A 20,345-nucleotide genomic window follows, 5' to 3' on the forward strand; every position below is an offset into this window, starting at 1 on the left:
AAGCTAAAACGAAATGCAACAAATAAAATCGCAATTTATACAATATAATGACATAAATAATCAAGTTCTATATCAAAAATGTAAACCTGTGTCAGAGATAAAAAGTCTAGAAATACAAAACATCATCACCGAAATGTATGAAAAAATGCAAGGTAATGGTATAGGACTTGCAGCTAATCAAATTGGCTATCCTTATCAAATATTTATGATAGAGTTTGATAGTTCTAATGCAAGATATCCATTAAGCTTTGATGGTGTCCCATATCAGGTGTTTATTAACCCTAAAATTACAAAAGTTTCAAAACAAAGAGTAAGTTTTTGGCATGGATGTTTGAGTGCGCTAGGTGAAAAAAGAGGCAAGCTTGCAACATACAAAGAGATTGAATATGAGGCATATAACCAACACGGTGAGAAAATTACAGGTAAGCTTGACTCTATAGCAGCTGTGATATTTCAGCATGAATTTAATCATCTACTTGGCTCTGTCTATGTTGATTTTGATACCGAATATATGGATAGCGAAGAGTTACAAGCCAAATTTGCTAGTGGTGAACTTAAAGCTTATCAAGAATGTGGCGAGGAAGTTCCACTATTATTAGAAAAATACCAAATAGGTAAAAATATATAAGTTTTTTTAGTAATATCAAAACTAATGGTTGACATATGAATTAAGAAGAGTATTATAGCATGCATTGACGATGATAGCAGTCTGGAACCACCTGATCCCATTCCGAACTCAGAAGTGAAACGGTCTTACGCTGATGATAGTCTGGCACTGCCCAGGTGAAAGTAGGTAATCGTCAAGCCTCTTTTAATTTTTCATTATCATTTTTTACATACTCACGACTATAATTCAAATAGTTTCATTTTAAATATCGCTAGTTAAGATCTATTCTAGAAAGCTTATTGATTTGCGATATCAGGTGTCTGTCCTATGTGGTGGGGAAGAACAGCGTTTGTTTTAGCTATCTAAGATATTAGTTTAACTAGGCATATTTAGACAAAATTTCAGTAATTGTGATAGCTAATGTTAAGTAAGCAATAGTTAATAAACCAAGGTATATGCTAATCTTATGGATTTGAGATTTTATTAAATTTCTCATTTTATTGCTTATCCAAATATTATGTTGCGCTAATAATAACCTAAGCGCTTTTTACTAACAATTGGTAAAAATTAATAAGACTAATCATTTTTTAATAGTTAATTAATTTCACTGTAATACAGAAATGGTTTTTGTAATATAACTTGTGGTAATTTGCTTAGATGCTTTTGAAATGTTTTTTCATAGCTTAATATGTTATTCTATAGAGTAATTTTTATTGCTAAAAAAGAATTTTAATGTTTAAGAGTCTGCCACTATTTATTGGATTGAGATATATCCGTGCTAAGAAGCGTAATCGGTTTATATCTATTATTTCGGCAATATCATTTTTGGGTATTTCTCTAGGTGTAGCTGTACTTATCACAGTGATGTCAGTTATGAATGGTTTTGATCAACAGATCAAAAGCAAAATTCTAATGATGGTACCACCATTAAAGGTATATCAATTAGGTGGGGAAGTTACTGATTGGCCCACATTAGCCAAAGAGGTTGAGAAAAGTACCTCAAGTGTTACTGCAGTAGCTCCAATAGTAGAATCACAAGGTTTACTTAGCGCAAATAGTGGTGGTAGCACGACAGCATTTGTACAAATTCAGGGTATAGAACCTAAGTATCAAACCAAAGTACTTCCTATAGCTGAGCATATTGTCGATGGTAAGCTGTCATCATTAGATGATAATCAAGGTTATAACATAGTTTTAGGTAGTGTCTTGGCTGATAATTTAGGTGTTAAAGTTGGTGATAAGGTGACTTTAATCGTGCCAAAGATTAGTCTAACACCAGCTGGGATGATCCCAAGGATTAAGCAATTTAGAGTGTCTGGAATATTCTCTGTGAGCTATCAGTATGATGCTTATTATGCAATGATTAATATCAAGAATGCACAAAAAGTTTTTGAAACTGGTAATTCGGTATCATCTCTTCAACTAAGTGTAAAAAATATCTATGATGCACCACTTGTTAAAGACAAACTTAATGATGGCGCTATTCCACCTTACTATTTTACTCGTGATTGGACAGATGAGAATAAATCTTTCTTTGACGCCTTAAAAATGGAAAAAACGATGATGTTTTTTATCCTATTGCTAATAATTACAGTTGCGGTATTTAACTTATTATCATCTTTAGTTATGGTCGTTACTGATAAGCGTAGTGATATAGCTATTCTTAGAACTATGGGAATGTCATCACGACAAATTATAACGGTATTTATATACCAAGGTTTTATTATTGGTTTGATAGGTACAGTTATTGGTGTATTGCTTGGTATACTTCTTTCAACTTATGCTACAGAGATAGTTAATTTTATCCAGAATGTTACTGGTAAGCAATTTTTGAGCGCAAGTGTTTATCTTATAAATTATATCCCATCGGAGCTTATGTGGTCAGATGTTATAAAAGTTACTTTGGTTTCTATGTTTTTAAGTTTCTTAGCGACACTTTATCCTGCTTGGAGTGCTTCTAAGGTTCAGCCAGTGGAGGCTTTAAGATATGAATGATGTTGTTTTAAGCTGCAAAAATGTTTCAAAAAAATATACAGAATTTAAAACTGATATAGCTATCTTAAAAGATGTAAATCTTGAAATTAAAAAAGGTGAAAAAGTTGCTATCCTTGGATTATCCGGATCAGGTAAGACTACATTGCTAAATGTTTTAGGTGGACTAGATAAATGTAGTGCCGGTGAAGTATATCTGATGAGTGAGAGGTTTGATAATCAATCTGTTAATAAGCGTGCAAAAATGCGTAATAAGCATCTGGGATTTATTTATCAATTACATCACCTATTGCCAGAGTTTACAGCTATTGAAAATGTTATGATTCCATTAGCTATCACTAAAAAATATACTAAAAAAGAGTCAATAAAACTTGCTAATGAAATTCTCAAAAAAGTTGGTCTTGAGCATCGTGCTGATCATAAACCAGCTGAACTTTCAGGTGGCGAGCGCCAAAGGGTAGCTATTGCTAGGGCATTGGTTACAAATCCTAACTGTATCTTAGCTGATGAGCCTACTGGTAACCTAGATAGCCAAAGATCAGAGAGTATATTTGCATTGATGCAACAACTAAGTGATGATTTTGGTACAAGTTTTGTGATTGTCACTCATGATGAGAAATTAGCTAGCCGTATGAATAAAATTTATCGCTTAGTAGATGGTGAATTAGAATTAGTTATAAATTCTAACTAGATTGGGGTGGCTATATTTTTCTATTATTTATGATAAAAAAATATTTTTAATTTGGGTACTTTTAGTATACTGAGTTAATAATATAGTTATTTCTCTAAGTCGTAAAATTATGAAAACCGTTGTATTTGTCTATAAAGATACCTTAAAATCATATAAAGAAAAATTTTTACTAAAAATTGAGAAAGATCTTAAAAATCATCACGAATACTATACTTTGAAACTTGATGATTTATCCGAAGTTGTTGAAATTCTTGAGGAGAACTCTAGGATATGCTGTATTGTTTTAGATAGAGCTAGTTTCAATATCGAAGCTTTTCATAATATTGCGCACCTTAATACAAAGTTGCCAATATTTGTGGCGTCTGACTATAGTCAAAGTATTAAGCTTAATTTGCGTGATTTTAACTTAAATATCAACTTTTTGCAGTATGATGCTTTAGCTGGTGAAGATTCTGACTTTATTCACAAAACTATCACAAATTATTTTAATGATATATTGCCACCATTGACTTATGAGTTGTTTAAGTACTCTAAATCTTTTAATTCGGCTTTTTGTACTCCAGGACATCAAGGAGGTTATGGTTTTCAGCGTTCTGCAGTAGGAGCTTTGTTTTATGATTTTTATGGTGAAAATATTTTTAAGACAGATTTGTCTATTTCAATGAAAGAGCTAGGAAGCTTGCTTGATCATTCTGAAGCACATAAAGACGCCGAAGAATATATATCTAAAGTCTTTAAATCAGATAGATCGCTTATTGTTACAAATGGTACTTCAACAGCAAATAAAATAGTTGGTATGTATAGTGTTGCTGACGGTGATACTATTTTGGTTGATAGAAATTGCCATAAATCAGTGACACATCTAATGATGATGGTTGATGTTAATCCAATATATCTAAAACCGACAAGAAATGCTTATGGAATAATTGGTGGGATTCCTAAAAAAGAGTTTAAAAGAGAAACAATTCAAGAAAAGATAGATAGTAGTAATATTGCTGATAAGTGGCCTGAATATGCGGTGGTTACAAACTCAACTTATGACGGTATCCTTTATAATACTGATACGATACATCGAGAGCTTGATGTTAAAAAACTACATTTTGATAGTGCTTGGATTCCATATGCAATATTTCATCCAATTTATAAGCATAAGTCAGCGATGCAGATTGACCCACGACCAGAACATATAATTTTTGAAACACAGTCAACACATAAGCTTCTGGCAGCCTTTAGCCAATCATCAATGTTACATATAAAAGGCGACTATAATGAGGAAGTTTTAAATGAAGCGTTTATGCTGCATACTTCAACCTCGCCTTTTTATCCCATAGTTGCTAGTGTTGAGACAGCAGCAGCAATGATGGAGGGCGAGCAAGGTTATAATCTTATCGACAAGACTATTAATTTAGCTATAGATTTTAGAAGAGAGTTAATCAAACTAAGATCTGAAGCGAACGGTTGGTTTTTTGATGTTTGGCAACCTGATAATATCTCAAATAAAGAGGCATGGCTTCTAAGAAATGCTGATAAATGGCATGGATTTAAAAATGTTGATGGTGATTTTCTCTCATTAGACCCTATCAAAATAACAATTCTAACTCCTGGAATAAAAGATAACGATGTGCAAGACTGGGGAGTACCAGCAGATGTGGTTGCTAAATTCTTAGATGAGCATGATATCGTGGTTGAGAAGTCTGGCCCATATTCATTACTATTTATATTTAGTTTAGGTACAACGAAAGCTAAATCAGTAAGGCTAATCTCGGTATTGAATAAATTCAAACAGATGTATGATGAAAATACACTGGTTGAAAAAATGCTACCAACTTTATATGCAGAAGATCCTAAATTTTATGAGGATATGAGAATTCAAGAGGTTAGTGAAAGGTTACATCAGTATATGAAAGAAGCTAATCTTCCTAATCTTATGTACCATGCTTTTAATGTGCTACCAGAACAACAACTTAATCCTCATAGGGCTTTTCAGAAATTATTAAAAGGTAAAGTAAAGAAAGTACCATTAGCAGATTTATATGAGCATACTTCTGCGGTTATGATATTACCATACCCACCTGGAATACCTGTTATTTTTCCTGGTGAGAAAATAACCGAAGAATCTAAAGTGATATTGGATTTCTTATTAATGCTTGAGAAAATAGGTTCGATGTTACCTGGATTTGATACAGACATTCATGGTCCTGAAAGAGCAAAAGATGGCAAGCTCTATATCAAAGTTATTGATGATAAATAATATCTTATTTTTTGAAACAAAATGCTTATAAAATACTAAAAAAAAATGTATAGTGTGATTATCGAGCATAATTTTTTAGGTGGATAGTTCATGCTGAAAACTCCTCTTTATGAATCACATATAGCAGGTAATGCTAAGATGGTTGATTTCTCAGGTTGGTCAATGCCAATTAACTATGGTTCACAAATTCAAGAGCATAATAATGTTAGAGAAGATTGTGGTATCTTTGATGTGTCGCATATGTTGGCAGTTGATATTCAAGGTTCTGAAGCTGAGAAGTTTTTGCGCTATCTTTTAGCTAATGATGTTGCTAAATTACAAGAGAATAAAGCGCAATATGGTTGTATGCTAAATCATGATGCTGGTATAGTTGATGATTTGATTACTTATAAAGTTGATGCTGAGCATTTTAGAGTTGTTGTTAATGCTGGCAATAGAGAGTCAGATGTTGCATGGTTTAATCAAAATATTCAAAAATTTGATGTTACGATAACACCACAGACTGATCTAGCTATAGTTGCCGTACAGGGACCAAAAGCTGTTGATGTTATTAAGCGTGTTGTTACTAAAGAAATTGCTACTGAAATTGAAGCGCTTAAGCCCTTTTCATTTAAGTTTTTTAGTAAATGGATGGTGGCACGTACTGGTTATACAGGCGAAGATGGATTTGAGGTGATTCTCCCTGCCGAGCAGGTAAAAAAATTTTGGGATAGTCTACTTGAAAATGGTGCACAACCTGCGGGTTTAGGTGCTCGTGATACATTAAGATTAGAAGCAGGAATGCACTTATATGGTACTGATATGGATACCTCTACTACACCTCTAGAAAGAGGCTTAGGTTGGAGCGTTGATTTATCTGATGAGCATAGAGATTTTATTGGGAAGAAAGCATACCTTGCTAAAAAAGCACAAGGAGTTGATACTAACTGGGTCGGCGTAGTACTAAAAACAAAAGGTGTCCTTAGAGCAGGTCAAGAGATTGATTTTGATAACGGTCAAAAAGGCTATATAACAAGTGGTAGCTTTTCGCCAACTTTGAAAGTTGCTATTGGCTTAGCTTATGTGCCTAAACAAGCTGATAATCCGGTAGTAAATATTAGAGGTAAAAAGCTTGAGCTTGAGCTAGTTAAACCTAAGTTTGTTAAAAATGGTAAATCTTTGATATAAAGTAAATAAGTATTTTTCAAAACAATTAATCGTAGTCAATACGGAGGTATAAAAATGTCAAATATTCCTAAAGAATTAAAGTATACAAAATCGCATGAGTGGGTCAAAATAGATGGTGATGAAGTTACTGTAGGTATTACAGCACATGCACAGTCGTTATTAGGTGATTTAGTATATGTTGAGTTACCAGAAGTAGGTGAAGAGTTCGCAGCTGGTGATGATTCTTGTGTGGTTGAATCTGTCAAAGCAGCATCTGATGTATACGCTCCTGTTGATGGTGAGGTAATTGAAATAAATGAATCTTTAGTAGATGACCCTTCACAAGTAAATCATACACCATATAAAGATGGTTGGTTATTTAAACTTAAAATTTCTGATGAATCTCAACTGGCAGATCTATTATCTGCAGATGCTTATGCAAAAACTCTTGAGGATTAATTGCATACATAAAAAATCTGTTTTTAATCTTTTATAAAATCTTGTACAAAGGCATGGAGGAAGTATGTCTTTTATCCCACATAAACCAGAACAAATCAAAAAAATGCTTGATACTATAGGAGCGAGCTCTGTAGATGAACTATTTGATGAAATTCCAAAACACTTAAGAGCTGATACTCTTAAGATTAAAGATGGTATCAACGAGATTCAATTAGCTAATCTTATGAGAAAGAGAGCTAATAAAAATCATCATAATACAAATTTTATAGGAGCAGGAGCATATAGTCACTATATTCCGGCTGCAATATGGGATATTGTAGCTCGTGGAGAGTTCTATACGGCATATACACCATATCAAGCAGAGGCTTCTCAAGGTGGTTTGCAGGTTATATATGAGTTCCAAACCATGATGGCTGGCTTAACAGGTATGGATGCTTCAAATGCGTCTATGTATGATGGAGCGACTGCTTTGGCAGAGTCGGTACTTATGGCGATTCGCTCAAATAAAAAAGCAAAGTCACAAAAGGTCTTGATTGCCGAAGCTTTACACCCAACTTATTTAAGAGTATTAGAAACTATCACAAAGCATCAAGGTATAGAGTTTGATATTATTAATCTTGATTCTAAAAATGGTAAGACAGATATTACTAAGTTGGAAGATTTTGCGAATACCGATTATGCAGCTGTAGTTATCCAAAGTCCTAATTTTTTAGGTCAAATAGCTGATGTTGATGGGATTACAAATTGGGCACATAAGCATGGAGCTTTAGTTATTGCAGTTACTAATCCTATTTCATTAGCAATCTTAAAATCGCCAGCAGAGTGGGGCGACCATGGTGCTGATGTAGTGTGTGGTGAGGGTCAACCTATGGGTGTGCCTTTAGCTTCTGGTGGACCATATTTTGGTTTTATGACTTGTAGGATGCCACATGTGCGTCAAATGCCGGGGCGTATAGTTGGCAGAACTGTTGATTTAGATGGTAATGAAGGTTTTTGCTTAACTCTACAAGCAAGAGAGCAGCATATCCGTCGTGCTAAAGCTACTTCAAATATCTGTACTAACCAAGGTTTGATGGTTACAGCTGCAACTATTTATATGAGTTTATTAGGTACTGAAGGTTTAGAAAGAGTAGCTAGTGTTTCACATGAAAATACTACTAGGCTAGCGACTGAGTTAGCTAAAATAAACGGAGTAAGCATTAGATTTAATAATGCTTTCTTTAACGAAGTAGTAATTGATTTACCTGTAAATGCTGAAACTTTTGTAACAGAGATGGAAAAAGAAGGTATTGATGCAGGTTATTTCCTAGGAGAATATCATAGTGATTTAGCTAACTCTATTATGGTTTGCGCTACAGAGATTCATACTGCAGAAGATATAAATGAATATATACAAGCCACTAAAAAAGTTTTAGCTAGGATAGGAGGTTAATTTAAATGGTTATTTTCGAAAAAACTAGAGGTAAAAACTCGCCATCAGTAATGCCTAGCAAAAAAGGTGATGTTTCAAATATCCCTACAGATATGCTACGTACTAAGAAGCCAATACTTCCAGAGCAAGCTGAGCTAGATGTGATTAGACACTATACACAACTATCACGCAAAAACTTTTGTATAGATACAAACTTTTATCCATTAGGCTCTTGTACTATGAAATACAATCCGCGAGCTGCACATAAGTATGCTTCATTAGCAGGATTTTTAGAAAGACATCCTTACGCAAGCGCTCAAAGTGTACAAGGTACTCTTGAATGTCTATATGATTTACAAGACTTAATCAAAGAACTAACTGGTATGACAGGTGTATCACTTGCACCTATGGCTGGGGCTCAAGGTGAGTTTGCAGGTGTAGCTATGATCAAAGCATATCATCACAAGCGTGGTGATTTTGAGCGTGATGAAATCATTGTACCAGATGCTGCTCATGGTACTAATCCAGCTACTGCAAAAGTTTGTGGTCTAAAAGTTATTGAGATACCTACAAAGAAGGATGGCGATATTGATATCGAAGCATTAGATAAAGTGCTAGGACCAAAGACAGCTGGTATCATGCTTACTAATCCATCAACTGTTGGTGTGTTTGAAAGAAATATCGCTGTGATAGCTAAAAAAGTTCATGAAGCTGGAGGTCTGCTATACTATGATGGCGCAAACCTAAATGCAATCATGGGTAAAGCGCGTCCTGGTGATATGGGCTTTGATGTTCTTCATATGAATTTGCATAAGACTTTTGCTACTCCTCATGGTGGTGGTGGTCCAGGTGCTGGTCCTGTAGCTGTTAATGATAAGCTAAAAGAGTTCTTGCCAGTACCTATGGTTGGTAAAAAAGCTGATAAATTTGTATGGTTAGAAGAAAAAGATGTACCAAATACTATTGGTAGAATGTCTGCATTCAACGGTAATATTGGTGTATTAATTAGAGCTTATATCTATGGTGCGATGCTTGGTGGTAATGGCCTAACAGAAGCATCTGAAATAGCGACTCTAAATGCGAACTATATGATGGCTCGTTTAAAAGAAGAAGGCTTTACGATTGCTTATCCTGATAGAAGAGCTTCTCATGAGTTCATCGTAACTTTGAAACCTGAATTTCAGAATTATGGTGTGACAGCTACTGATTTTGCTAAGTGTTTGATAGATAGAGGAGTGCATGCTCCTACTATGTATTTCCCACTATTAGTACCAGAATGTTTGTTGATAGAACCTACTGAAACTGAAAATGTTGATAGTATGGAGAAGTTTATCCAAGCAATGGTAGAAATCAGAGATATTGCTAAGAAAGATCCTCAGTATCTAAAAGGCGCTCCTTATAATTTACCAGCGCGTCGTCTTGATGATGTCAAAGCTGCAAAAGAGCTTGATATTGTTTGGCAGCCTAAGTAATTCTTCTTTATAATCCTTTTAGGTTTATCAAAAAAATATATACATGTCTACAAATCTTAATCTAGTCAAAATTATATTTGTAATAAATATAATTTTTATAAATTTATCTTTTTATTTTCAGAGTGAATTGTTTAGTAATCTTGCAATACTATGTGCAGCTATATCGCTTATAACAAGTGTGATTTTTGATAAGAAAATTTTCAATTCAAATCTATTTTTATTTTTATCAACCTTACCAATTTATTTGATAATACCACTTTATCAGAATCCAATGCTTGCAACATTATTAATCACACTATTAATATCTGTATTAGTATACAAAAAGCAGGTTTTTGAGCTATTTAATTTTGGGAAAATAAAAGATATTAGGGTTTGGTTAGCGGTAGTGGTTGTATCACTAGTAGCTTCAATAAGCTTGATAGTTTGGGGGATATCAACGAGTGAGCTAACTGGAGTCGGAGAAGCAACTTCTCAAGAGCTTGAGAAACTTAGTACTATTGTAATTTTAATGATAATACCTGTTGGGGCATTGCTAAATGCAACTGTTGAAGAGGTTGTTTTTAGAGGAATCATCCAAACTGAATTGAGTAAAGTTTTTAATATTTCAGTAGCAATATTTTTACAGGCTTTTTTATTTGCAGGATTTCATTATGCTGGAGGGTTTCCTAATGGTCTAACTGGATTTGCGATGACTTTTGTTTATGCTTGTGCTCTAGGTACGATGAGATATAGAGTCAAAGGACTACTTGCTCCTATCATTACTCATACATTTGCTGATATGACAATTTTAATATTTTTGTGGGTGTATTTTTAGAAAAGTAAACTACATTTTCATATTAAATAATCTATAATCTTAATAATATCTTTTAGATTTTATAATTTCTAATGACAACTCAGCAATATCTCGAGCAACTTAACAAACGTTACAAAACTGGCATATCGCGCGAACATACATACCGCAAGGATTTAGAGGATCTGTTGGTTTCTCTAGTCAAAGATATAGATGTCACAAATGAGCCGGCAAATGTCACAGACTGTGGTAACCCTGATTATGTGATTACCAAAAAAGATATTCCAATTGGATATATCGAGGCGAAAGATATTGGCAAAGATCTTAACTCAAAAAACTATAAAGAGCAGTTTAGTCGCTATCGTAAGGCTTTGGATAATTTGATTATTACAGATTATTTGCGTTTTCAGTTTTTCAAAGAGGGTGAGCTAGTTACACAGATTGAGATTGCGAGCATAGAAAATGGCGAGATTAAACCAATTACTAAGAACTTCCAACAGTTTGAAAATCTAATCAAAGATTTCTGTACTTATATCGGTCAAACTATCCGTTCGCCAAAGAAACTAGCTGAGATGATGGCAGGTAAGGCAAGGCTACTGCAAAATACTCTTGAAAATGCACTAAATAAAGATATTGAAGATGAGCAAAATAGTGGTCTAAGATCACAATATGAGACTTTTAAGAATATTCTAATTCATGATCTGACACCAAAGGGCTTTGCCGATATTTATGCTCAAACCCTAGCGTATGGGATGTTTGCTGCAAGGTATCATGATGAGGTTTTGGATACTTTCTCGCGTCAAGAAGCTGCTGAGAAAATACCCAAGACAAATCCATTTTTGCGAATGCTGTTTGACTATGTCGCTGGTACAAATATTGATGATAGGATTAAGCATACGGTTGATAACTTAGCTGATGTCTTCCGTGCGGTAGATTTACGCAAGATACTTTCAAAATTTGGTAGAAGTACCAAAACCCAAGATCCGATAGTGCATTTCTATGAGGATTTTCTATCTGAATATGATTCTAAGCTTAGAAAAGCAAAAGGCGTATGGTATACACCACAACCTGTAGTGAGCTTTATCGTGCGCGCAGTTGATGAGGTGCTAAAATCAGAGTTTGGACTAAGCCAAGGGCTAGCAGATACTACCAAGACAAAGATACAAATTGACAGTCAAACAACTGATAAACGCTCCAAATCTGGTTATAAACAAATAGAAAAAGAAGTCCATAAAGTCCAAGTACTAGATCCAGCAACTGGTACAGGCACATTTTTAGCAGAGGCGATTAAATTTATCTACAATAACAATTTCAAGGCTATGCAAGGTGCTTGGAGTGGTTATGTAGAGGAGCATTTGATACCTAGGTTAAATGGCTTCGAGCTACTGATGGCAAGTTATGCAATGGCACATCTAAAACTAGATATGCTCCTAACAGATACAGGCTATAAGCCAAAATCCACCCAAAGCCAACGCTTCCATATCTATCTGACAAATTCACTAGAGGAGCATCACCCTGATACTGGGACACTCTTTGCTAACTGGCTAAGTAATGAAGCCAATGAAGCAAACCAAATCAAAAAAGATACCCCAGTGATGGTAGTGATGGGTAATCCGCCATATAGTGGCGAAAGTGCTAATAAAGGTCAATGGATAATGGACTTAATGGAGGACTATAAGAAAGAACCTACAGGTGGCAAATTACAAGAAAGAAATCCTAAATGGATAAATGATGACTATGTTAAATTTATGCGTTACGGTCAGTATTATATCGAGAAAAATGGTAGTGGAGTGCTAGCATTTATTAATCCACATGGTTTCTTGGATAATCCTACTTTTAGAGGTATGCGATATAGTCTGCTAAAAACTTATGACAAAATTTATACTATAGATTTACATGGTAATTCTAAGAAAAAAGAAACTTGCTCTGATGGTTCAAAAGATGAAAATGTCTTTGATATTATGCAAGGCGTATCTATAAATATACTCATCAAAACTGGAGCTAAGAAAAATAATGAATTAGCTGAAGTTTATCACTATGATTTATACGGTAAACGAAATGATAAATATGAGTTTTTAGCTCAAAATAGTCTAAAAAATATCCAATGGTCAAAAATTGAAAATATAGCACCTCAATACTACTTTGTGCAAAAGGATTGGGATCTTAAAAAGCAGTATGATAAAGGTTTTAATATACAAAATTTATTTCCAGTAAATAGTGTAGGAATTGTTACAGCTAGAGATAAATTTACAATTCATGATACTAAGCAAGAAGTAGAAAATACGATTAAAGAATTTCTAAAAATTAATGATGAACAAGCAAGAAGTAAGTTTAAATTAGGTAAAGATGTAAGAGATTGGAAAGTAAGTTACGCAAGAGCAGATTTAGAGGCTAATTACCAAAAAGAAGGAGTTTTTGCAGAAGTTGCTTATAGACCATTTGATAGTAAGTGGACATTTTATACGGGTAAGTCAAAAGGTTTTCATTGTTATCCAAGAAATGAAACCATGAAACACATGCTTAGAGGTGAGAATGTTGGAGTAATATTTTCTAGGACTGTAACAGGAGCATATGATTGGAGTGATATTCAAGTAACAAAGAATATTGTTGAGTTTGGTATTATGGCGACTAGAGTTGGTAATGGAGCACCTATAGCGCCACTTTACCTCTACCCAGACAATGACTCACTAGACTCTAGCAGAGTACCAAATTTGGATATGAGTATTGTTAATGAGATTGAGAAGAGCCTTGGCTTGGAGTTTGTGGCTGAGAGATCATACCCCACCGAAAATAACTGTCATACCCGCGAAGGCGGGTATCTCTCAGATACTAGCAACAAGGTAAGAGATTCCCGTCTACACGGGAATGACGGCGATAATAATTCCCCTTCAGATATGAAGGGGTGGCAGTCGCAGACTGACGGGGTAGTTTTAAAAAACTTTGCCCCAATAGACATACTCGACTACATCTATGCAGTACTACACAGCCCTAGCTACCGTGAGAAATACAAAGAGTTTCTAAAAATAGATTTCCCACGCGTACCATATCCAACTATAGATACATTTTGGCAATTGGTAGAGCTAGGTAGTCAACTTCGCCAAATTCATTTACTAGAGTCGCCACTAGTTACAGATTTCATCACAAGCTATCCAATAGATGGTGATAATATTGTCGATAAACCAACCTATAAAGATGGTAAGGTTTACATCAACAAAGAGCAGTACTTTGATAACGTCCCAGAAGTTGCTTGGAATTTCTATATTGGTGGTTATCAACCAGCTCAAAAATGGCTCAAAGATCGTAAGGGTAGAGAGCTAGGCTTTGAAGATATCCTACATTATCAAAAGATAATCGTAGCACTTACTGAAACTGATAGGTTGATGTGGGAGATTGATAAGATGGATGTTTGTGGAATGGATACTACGATCGAGTCGTAGTATGACGCAATCTTTTGGATTAGTTATACAATCCCCAAGCCTCAATAATATCTTTTTCAGTAATTTTTCTTTGAGAGTCTAAGTTCTCAAAATAAAGCTTATACTGTTGTATAAGTTGAGCAATATACATATCTTCACCAGATATATAGGAAATATCATTTTGGTTACAATATTCTAACAAATAGTTTTTCTTATTATCTTTTTCAGGCATAGCGTGACAAAATACTATTTTTGCATCCTTAACTAAGTCTATAAATTGGGTATTTTGCTCTAGTTCTGGTGATGATGATATTGGTGTGGCATCAACTACTAGATCATAGGGTCCTTCAAAGTGTGGGATATTTTCTATTCCTAGTTCTTTTCTTTTTTGAGCTACTTTTTCAGTATTTCTACCAATAATAGTTACCTTGATACCTAAGTCTTGGAGTACTTTAAAAGCAACCCCAGAAACTCCACCATTACCATAAATTATAGCTGTTTTGATGTCTTGTTTAGACTCTTTGATACCTTTTGTAAGTGCAGTATGCAAACCATAGCAATCGGTATTGTAGCCATAAAGTTTACCATCTTTGTTGATGATAGTATTTACAGCCAAGGTTTGTTGAGCAAGTGGTTCAACATAGTCTAAAAATGGTATTACTTTAGATTTAAGACCATTGTGAGCAGTGACAGTACCACCATTTACAAAAGGAGCTCTAATAGCATCAGTATAATTTTTAGCTGAAATCTCGCCATCAAAAGTAAAATAACAAAGATTAAAACCAAGTTTTTGTATCGCGGTATTGTGCCGATGTATCGATGAATTACTTCCAGATGTTGAGAATAATAGCTTAGTTTTAGTATTTAGAGGGATTTTAAATAAATCTGACATTTTTTTACCTATTTTTCAAAGTTATCTAACTATGTATAATCATTAACGAATAAGATTTCAAACCAGGAAGTTCACCAGAGTTTACTGTTTGGATTGTATCAACACCAGCTTTTTCGTGATTTGCGACAATATGCCAAATTTTACCAGCGGGTATTGGCATAAGTGCATTGACATCATAACCATCTATAGAAGTTGCATTATAGATGACAATAATATCTTGCCAGCTATCGCCATTAGCATTATTTTTGAAATGTGAAATAATCACACCAGATTTAGAATCATGATGAGCAGTAGTCATGTTTAAGTGTTTTTCTATAGTTTCACGATCTCTCATTCTAAAAGCAGGATGCTCTTTTCTAATTCTAATCAGCCCTGCAATATAATCAAAGAATACTTTATAGCGAAGCTTATCTGACCAATGAAAAGCATTAATATTATCGCCACTTTTATAACTGTTATGATCGCCTTGCTTGGTTCTAAGAAACTCTGAACCACCATGAATAAAAGGTATACCTTGGGCTGTTAAAACAATTCCCAAAGCAAGAGCATTTTGCCTAACAAAGCGATGCTCAAAAATATTTTCAGGAAGATTTTTACGATAATATCCTTGGGGGATATCATGACTTTGGCTTTTTTCAACCTGATCCCAAAGAGTATAATTATCATGAGCATCAACATAGTTAACTGACTCGCCAGGCATTGCTGTTAAGCTATAAATTGAGCCACGTAATCCTTCAATTACATTACCAATATTGTTAGGATTATGAGGATCTCCGTTGATAAAACCATTACCAGGATTGTTATTGCCACGAATAGCATCACGGAAATAATCATTAAATATTGAGAATTGTTGATTCCTTTGTGTACCTCTATGAGTACCATTTACTAATGGTGAGTCGCCACCTTTCCACGGCTCGCCATAGATAATTACATTTGGATTTATTTGCTTAACTTTGCTAACGATATTTTTAATCGTATTAATATCAATAAGTTCCATTAGGTCAAAACGGATACCATCAATTTTATAGTTTTTGACCCAGTGAATCACTGAGTCTTGGATAAACTTACTGACCATAGGCTTTTCACTGGCTAATTCGTTACCACATCCTGAACCATTAGTGAAATTGCCTAGCGCATCTGTCCTGAAATAGTATTTAGGTACAATTTTGTCTAAATTTGAAGTTTCTGTCATATGGTTATAAACCATATCCATTATTACACCAATACCTTTTTGGTGAAAACCTAATATCATATTTCTAGCTCCTCTAATTCGTTGTAGAGGATCGTAAGGGTTTATAGAATAGCTACCATCTGGAGCATTGTAGTTTTGTGGATCATAGCCCCAGTTGCGGTTATCTTTTTCATTATTTTTTTTCTCATCTACTGATGAAAAATCAAAAATCGGTAAAAGATGAATATGAGTAACTCCAAGCTCAACTAAACTATTTATGCCTGTTGATACTTTTTGGTTTGTAGCAGAATCTATATAGTAAGTGTTATTTTCAACTGCACCTAAATATTTACCTCTTAATTCTTCGCTAACACCACTTTCTGGACTAATAGTAAAATCGCGTAGATGTGCTTCATAAATGATAGCATCTTCTCTATTTAGGCAGTTAGGATTATGTAATTGCTGCCATTGTTCAGGAGTAACTTTAGGATCATTAAGATCTACTAAAAAGCCTTTTCTACCATTTAGACCTACTCCATAAGCATATGGATCAACCGCATGGGTTATCTTAATACATCTTTGACCTTTGTTATCTAAATCTTCAAAATGTAACCTGTAGATGTAATATTTATTCTCGTAATTTTTACGACAAATTTCTATATTATGAGTACCATAACTTCTTTCAGCTGTTAGCTCATGGACAACATCAGGTTGCTTTTTATTGTTGTCTAAATCCTCATTATAGATTAGAACCTCAACCTTGATTGCTGTAGGTGCCCAAATCCTTAGTGATATTAATTCATCACTAAAGCTAACTCCGATATTATCAGGATAGTAGAAATTATTTAGATATTCTCCCATTAATACCTTTGCTGCAGAAAAAGTGTTATTCGCTCTTATTTCTACAAGGTCGTGTGGGTTTATAGGTGGCAAGCCAGTAAATATAAGCTGCTTGGTGCGATGTTTTACGATTAAGTCAACATTCTCAACTTTTTTAGAATTTACCCAAAGTTCAAAAGATGTACCAATTCTAGGGATATCTGATAGATAAGCAATAATCCGTGATGCTTCATTCATCACTGCATGTATTATTCTAGGGTTGGTTTTATTGATGACATCTTCTAGAGATCTATAAATTGTAGCATCACCATAAACAATATAATAGTTTTGATGTTTCTTCGAAATTTTAAAACAGCTGGTTTGTTCCGCCCAATCATTATGCCAATTTATATCCCAAATTCTTTTTCTTGCGATGACATTTTTCTTTTGACAAAGTCCATATAAACCAAAATCGCTTCTGTGTGCAAGCGAAACTGAGTATGCTGGTTTATCTTTATTGAAATTCCATAAATCCCAATCGAAATTCTCACCTTTATATTGCTGATCTTTTTTTATGAAATGTACAAGTGAGCCTTTTCTTTTTTCTTTAATAACCGTGAAAATTCTTTCAGCTTTGAGTTCAGGATTATTTTTAGCAAAGCATGAGACTTTAACCTCTGTCAAATTACTAACGCTAGGGTCTATCAAAAGTTTGCTATTAGTCAAAGTTATTTTTGAATTTTGAGGACTAACTTGCCACTCAACATCAACAATATTCTGATAGCCGGTAATTGATCTTGTTATAGCAATTAGCTCCAAGTTAAAACCTGAAACTACGTAATTTTCAGAAGCTTTGATTTCGAGAGCGCCTTTTGCTACTTGCCAATTAAAGCTAAGTGGTATCAAATCGTGATCATTTATAGAAACCTTAAACTCTTCACCAGCTAGACTTACTAAGATAAATGAGTATTGATTTGTCCCTGCATTAAGGTTTGATATATTAAAAACATCTTTAGTTAACCACAAACTACCATCATCATTGTCAGTAGTCCATGTAAGTTTATACTCTTCAAGTTTTTGCCAATCGTTAAAATTAGCAATTACATAACCATGTAAAAAACCATCAGCTTGGATGCGAAATCTAATACTATTAGTCTCAAAATCCAGATAAACCTGATGAGTTGCATCAAGGTGAGTGAAATTGCCAAATTTATCTTGTATCCATATATTTTGATTTGTTGCCTGCATAAACTATAAAATCTCTATTGTATTAAAATTTGATTATTTGATAAGTTTGAGTACGAGTGTTGCCATAGGAGGGATTTTGATTGTAATTCTTTGCTCAAATCGATGTGATGACTGTGGTGAGGAGAAAATCTCTGTACTCATAACCTGTCCTGAACCGCCGAATTCAAGACTATCTGAGTTAAATACCTCTTTGTATGATCCTGCGTCTGGTACTCCTAGATGATAGTCATAATATGTCACTGGAGTGAAGTTACAAATAAATATTAGCTTTTGTTTATCATCTTTACTACTTCTAACAAAAGATAGGATACTTTGCTGCGAATTATCGGCATCTATCCATCTAAAACCGTGGTGTTCATAGTCACACTGCCACAGTGCTGTTTCATTGCGGTAGAAATCATTTAACTTTTTGAAAAAGTGTAGAGTTTGTTTGTGAGTATCGTATTGATCAACTACTTGCCATTGGAGTTGTTCGTATTCACGCCATTCAACAAATTGACCAAACTCACTACCCATGAAAATAAGCTTTTTACCAGGATGCCCAATCATGTATGACATATATAAGCGTAGTCCAGCATATTTATTCCACAAGTCTCCCCACATTTTATTAATCAAAGATTTCTTGCCATGAACTACCTCATCATGCGATATCGAGAGAATAAACTTTTCTGAATAATGATAGACCATCGAAAAAGTTATCAAGTTATGATGATATTTACGATAAACAGGATCTAGGGAGATATACCTTAAGGTATCATTCATCCATCCCATATTCCATTTAAAGTCAAAACCTAACCCGCCTTTTTCAACAGGAGTTGAAATATCTGGCCAAGAGGAAGATTCTTCAGCAATAGTAACAACCCCTTTGCAGGTGTGTTTTAGAACTCCATTTAGTTCTTTAAGAAAAGCTATACCTTCAAGGTTTTCATGGCCGCCATAAATATTAGGTATCCATTGACCATCTTCTCTATCATAATTAAGATAAAGAATATTTGATACTGCATCAACACGCAAACCATCTATATGAAACTCACTGATCCAGTACATTGCATTTGAGATCAAGAAGCATTTTACTTCATTTCTGCCTAAGTCAAAATTATGTGTTCCCCAGCCTTTATTGATTGCTTTTGTAGGTTCTTGATACTCATAGCATGGACTTCCATCAAAGTATATTAAACCATGCTGATCTTTACAGAAATGTCCCGGTACCCAATCTAGAATTACGCCTATATCATTATTGTGCAGCTTATCTACTAGTCGCTTTAAGCCAATTATATCACCATGACGGCTATTTACAGAATAAAAGCCAGTAGGTTGATAGCCCCATGAAGCATCTAGTGGGTGTTCGTGTAATGGCATAAATTCAACATGAGTATAGCCCATTTCTTTGATGTATTGAGGTAGAGTTTGACTTAGCTCATCATATGTCATGAATTTACCGTCTTTAGTTTTCCATGAAGCTAAATGTAGCTCATAAATATTCATGGGATTATCATAGTAGTTAGTTTTAGCGCGCTTTTCTAGCCATTTATCATCACTCCAGGTATATTGAGTTTCAGTAGTGATTATAGAAGCTGTATTTGGTCTTAATTCAGCGAAAAAAGCATAAGGATCGCTTTTATAGACATAATGATTAGTATCTTTGTTAGTTACTACAAACTTATATTTATCACCATTTTTTGCATTTTGGATAAAAACACTCCATAATCCTGCTTCACTAATAGCACTCATATAGTTGTTTTCTTGAATTTCCCAGTGGCTAAAATCACCGATAACACAAATGCTTTTAGCATTAGGAGCCCAGGTAGTAAATCTTATACCATCAACCCCATTTTCATGAGTTTTATGAGCTCCCATAAAATTATAAGCATATATATGTTTGCCTTCGTGAAAGTAATATTTATCCTGATCACCTATAGCAACATCATAACTTTGTTTTGAATTTTTATTTTTCATAAAAGCTCCTAATCAAAAATTTTA

The 20,345-nt window shown here is 34.3% G+C and carries 13 protein-coding genes and 1 rRNA gene; 11 read left to right on the forward strand and 3 right to left on the reverse strand.

Annotated features, from left to right (window positions below):
• Positions 1–13: 13 nt before the first annotated feature.
• The 11 genes from FSC454_RS02340 to FSC454_RS02390 all read left to right on the forward strand — a co-directional run bounded on the left by FSC454_RS02340 (position 14) and on the right by FSC454_RS02390 (position 14,256).
• Positions 14–628 (forward strand): peptide deformylase, encoded by a 615-nt coding sequence (locus tag FSC454_RS02340; RefSeq protein ID WP_156470838.1) that lies wholly within the window; start codon positions 14–16, stop codon positions 626–628.
• Between the two features lie 63 nt (positions 629–691).
• Positions 692–806, forward strand: a 5S ribosomal RNA gene (gene rrf, locus FSC454_RS02345).
• Between the two features lie 533 nt (positions 807–1,339).
• Positions 1,340–2,602 (forward strand): lipoprotein-releasing ABC transporter permease subunit, encoded by a 1,263-nt coding sequence (locus FSC454_RS02350; protein ID WP_014547775.1) that lies wholly within the window; start codon positions 1,340–1,342, stop codon positions 2,600–2,602.
• Entirely contained in the window at positions 2,595–3,290 is a 696-nt protein-coding gene (locus FSC454_RS02355; RefSeq protein ID WP_066044811.1) for an ABC transporter ATP-binding protein, read from the forward strand. The genes FSC454_RS02350 and FSC454_RS02355 overlap by 8 nt, the downstream gene beginning before the upstream one ends.
• Positions 3,291–3,399: 109 nt before the next feature.
• A complete protein-coding gene (locus tag FSC454_RS02360) occupies positions 3,400–5,541 on the forward strand; it encodes a lysine decarboxylase LdcC (RefSeq protein WP_014547777.1) in 2,142 nt (713 codons plus the stop codon).
• A gap of 90 nt (positions 5,542–5,631) precedes the next feature.
• Complete coding sequence (gcvT, locus tag FSC454_RS02365; RefSeq protein WP_066044813.1) at positions 5,632–6,708, forward strand: glycine cleavage system aminomethyltransferase GcvT; 1,077 nt, start codon at positions 5,632–5,634, stop codon at positions 6,706–6,708.
• Between the two features lie 54 nt (positions 6,709–6,762).
• Positions 6,763–7,146 carry a glycine cleavage system protein GcvH gene (gene gcvH, locus FSC454_RS02370; protein ID WP_014547779.1) on the forward strand — a complete coding sequence of 128 codons (384 nt, stop codon included), beginning with the start codon at positions 6,763–6,765 and terminating at the stop codon, positions 7,144–7,146.
• A gap of 64 nt (positions 7,147–7,210) precedes the next feature.
• Entirely contained in the window at positions 7,211–8,578 is a 1,368-nt protein-coding gene (gene gcvPA / locus FSC454_RS02375; RefSeq protein ID WP_066044815.1) for an aminomethyl-transferring glycine dehydrogenase subunit GcvPA, read from the forward strand.
• Positions 8,579–8,583: 5 nt separating this feature from the next.
• Positions 8,584–10,029: an aminomethyl-transferring glycine dehydrogenase subunit GcvPB gene (gene gcvPB, locus FSC454_RS02380; RefSeq protein ID WP_066044816.1), complete on the forward strand. Its 1,446-nt coding sequence runs from the start codon at positions 8,584–8,586 to the stop codon at positions 10,027–10,029.
• Positions 10,030–10,156: 127 nt separating this feature from the next.
• Positions 10,157–10,843: a CPBP family intramembrane glutamic endopeptidase gene (locus FSC454_RS02385; protein ID WP_231865132.1), complete on the forward strand. Its 687-nt coding sequence runs from the start codon at positions 10,157–10,159 to the stop codon at positions 10,841–10,843.
• A gap of 71 nt (positions 10,844–10,914) precedes the next feature.
• Positions 10,915–14,256: a type ISP restriction/modification enzyme gene (locus FSC454_RS02390; protein WP_066044820.1), complete on the forward strand. Its 3,342-nt coding sequence runs from the start codon at positions 10,915–10,917 to the stop codon at positions 14,254–14,256.
• Between the two features lie 19 nt (positions 14,257–14,275).
• On the opposite strand, the gene FSC454_RS02395 is transcribed toward FSC454_RS02390, so the two are convergent.
• The 3 genes from FSC454_RS02395 to glgB are packed head-to-tail and all read right to left on the reverse strand — an operon-like array spanning position 14,276 to position 20,321.
• On the reverse strand, positions 14,276–15,127 hold the full coding sequence (locus tag FSC454_RS02395; RefSeq protein ID WP_066044822.1) for a shikimate dehydrogenase family protein: 852 nt from the start codon (positions 15,125–15,127) through the stop codon (positions 14,276–14,278).
• A 25-nt stretch (positions 15,128–15,152) separates the two neighbouring features.
• Entirely contained in the window at positions 15,153–18,365 is a 3,213-nt protein-coding gene (gene pulA, locus FSC454_RS02400) for a type I pullulanase (RefSeq protein ID WP_066044824.1), read from the reverse strand.
• Positions 18,366–18,398: 33 nt separating this feature from the next.
• A complete protein-coding gene (gene glgB / locus FSC454_RS02405; RefSeq protein WP_066044826.1) occupies positions 18,399–20,321 on the reverse strand; it encodes a 1,4-alpha-glucan branching protein GlgB in 1,923 nt (640 codons plus the stop codon).
• Positions 20,322–20,345 lie beyond the last annotated feature (24 nt).

The sequence above is a fragment of the Francisella hispaniensis FSC454 genome, assembly GCF_001885235.1.
In the GTDB taxonomy this organism is placed as follows: domain Bacteria; phylum Pseudomonadota; class Gammaproteobacteria; order Francisellales; family Francisellaceae; genus Francisella; species Francisella hispaniensis.

Coding starts and splice junctions, on each gene's coding strand:
- FSC454_RS02340 (WP_156470838.1), top strand. CDS start 14: ATGCAACAAATAAAATCGCAATTTATACAATATAATGACATAAATAAT.
- FSC454_RS02350 (WP_014547775.1), top strand. CDS start 1,340: ATGTTTAAGAGTCTGCCACTATTTATTGGATTGAGATATATCCGTGCT.
- FSC454_RS02355 (WP_066044811.1), top strand. CDS start 2,595: ATGAATGATGTTGTTTTAAGCTGCAAAAATGTTTCAAAAAAATATACA.
- FSC454_RS02360 (WP_014547777.1), top strand. CDS start 3,400: ATGAAAACCGTTGTATTTGTCTATAAAGATACCTTAAAATCATATAAA.
- gcvT (WP_066044813.1), top strand. CDS start 5,632: ATGCTGAAAACTCCTCTTTATGAATCACATATAGCAGGTAATGCTAAG.
- gcvH (WP_014547779.1), top strand. CDS start 6,763: ATGTCAAATATTCCTAAAGAATTAAAGTATACAAAATCGCATGAGTGG.
- gcvPA (WP_066044815.1), top strand. CDS start 7,211: ATGTCTTTTATCCCACATAAACCAGAACAAATCAAAAAAATGCTTGAT.
- gcvPB (WP_066044816.1), top strand. CDS start 8,584: ATGGTTATTTTCGAAAAAACTAGAGGTAAAAACTCGCCATCAGTAATG.
- FSC454_RS02390 (WP_066044820.1), top strand. CDS start 10,915: ATGACAACTCAGCAATATCTCGAGCAACTTAACAAACGTTACAAAACT.
- FSC454_RS02395 (WP_066044822.1), bottom strand. CDS start 15,127: ATGTCAGATTTATTTAAAATCCCTCTAAATACTAAAACTAAGCTATTA.
- pulA (WP_066044824.1), bottom strand. CDS start 18,365: ATGCAGGCAACAAATCAAAATATATGGATACAAGATAAATTTGGCAAT.
- glgB (WP_066044826.1), bottom strand. CDS start 20,321: ATGAAAAATAAAAATTCAAAACAAAGTTATGATGTTGCTATAGGTGAT.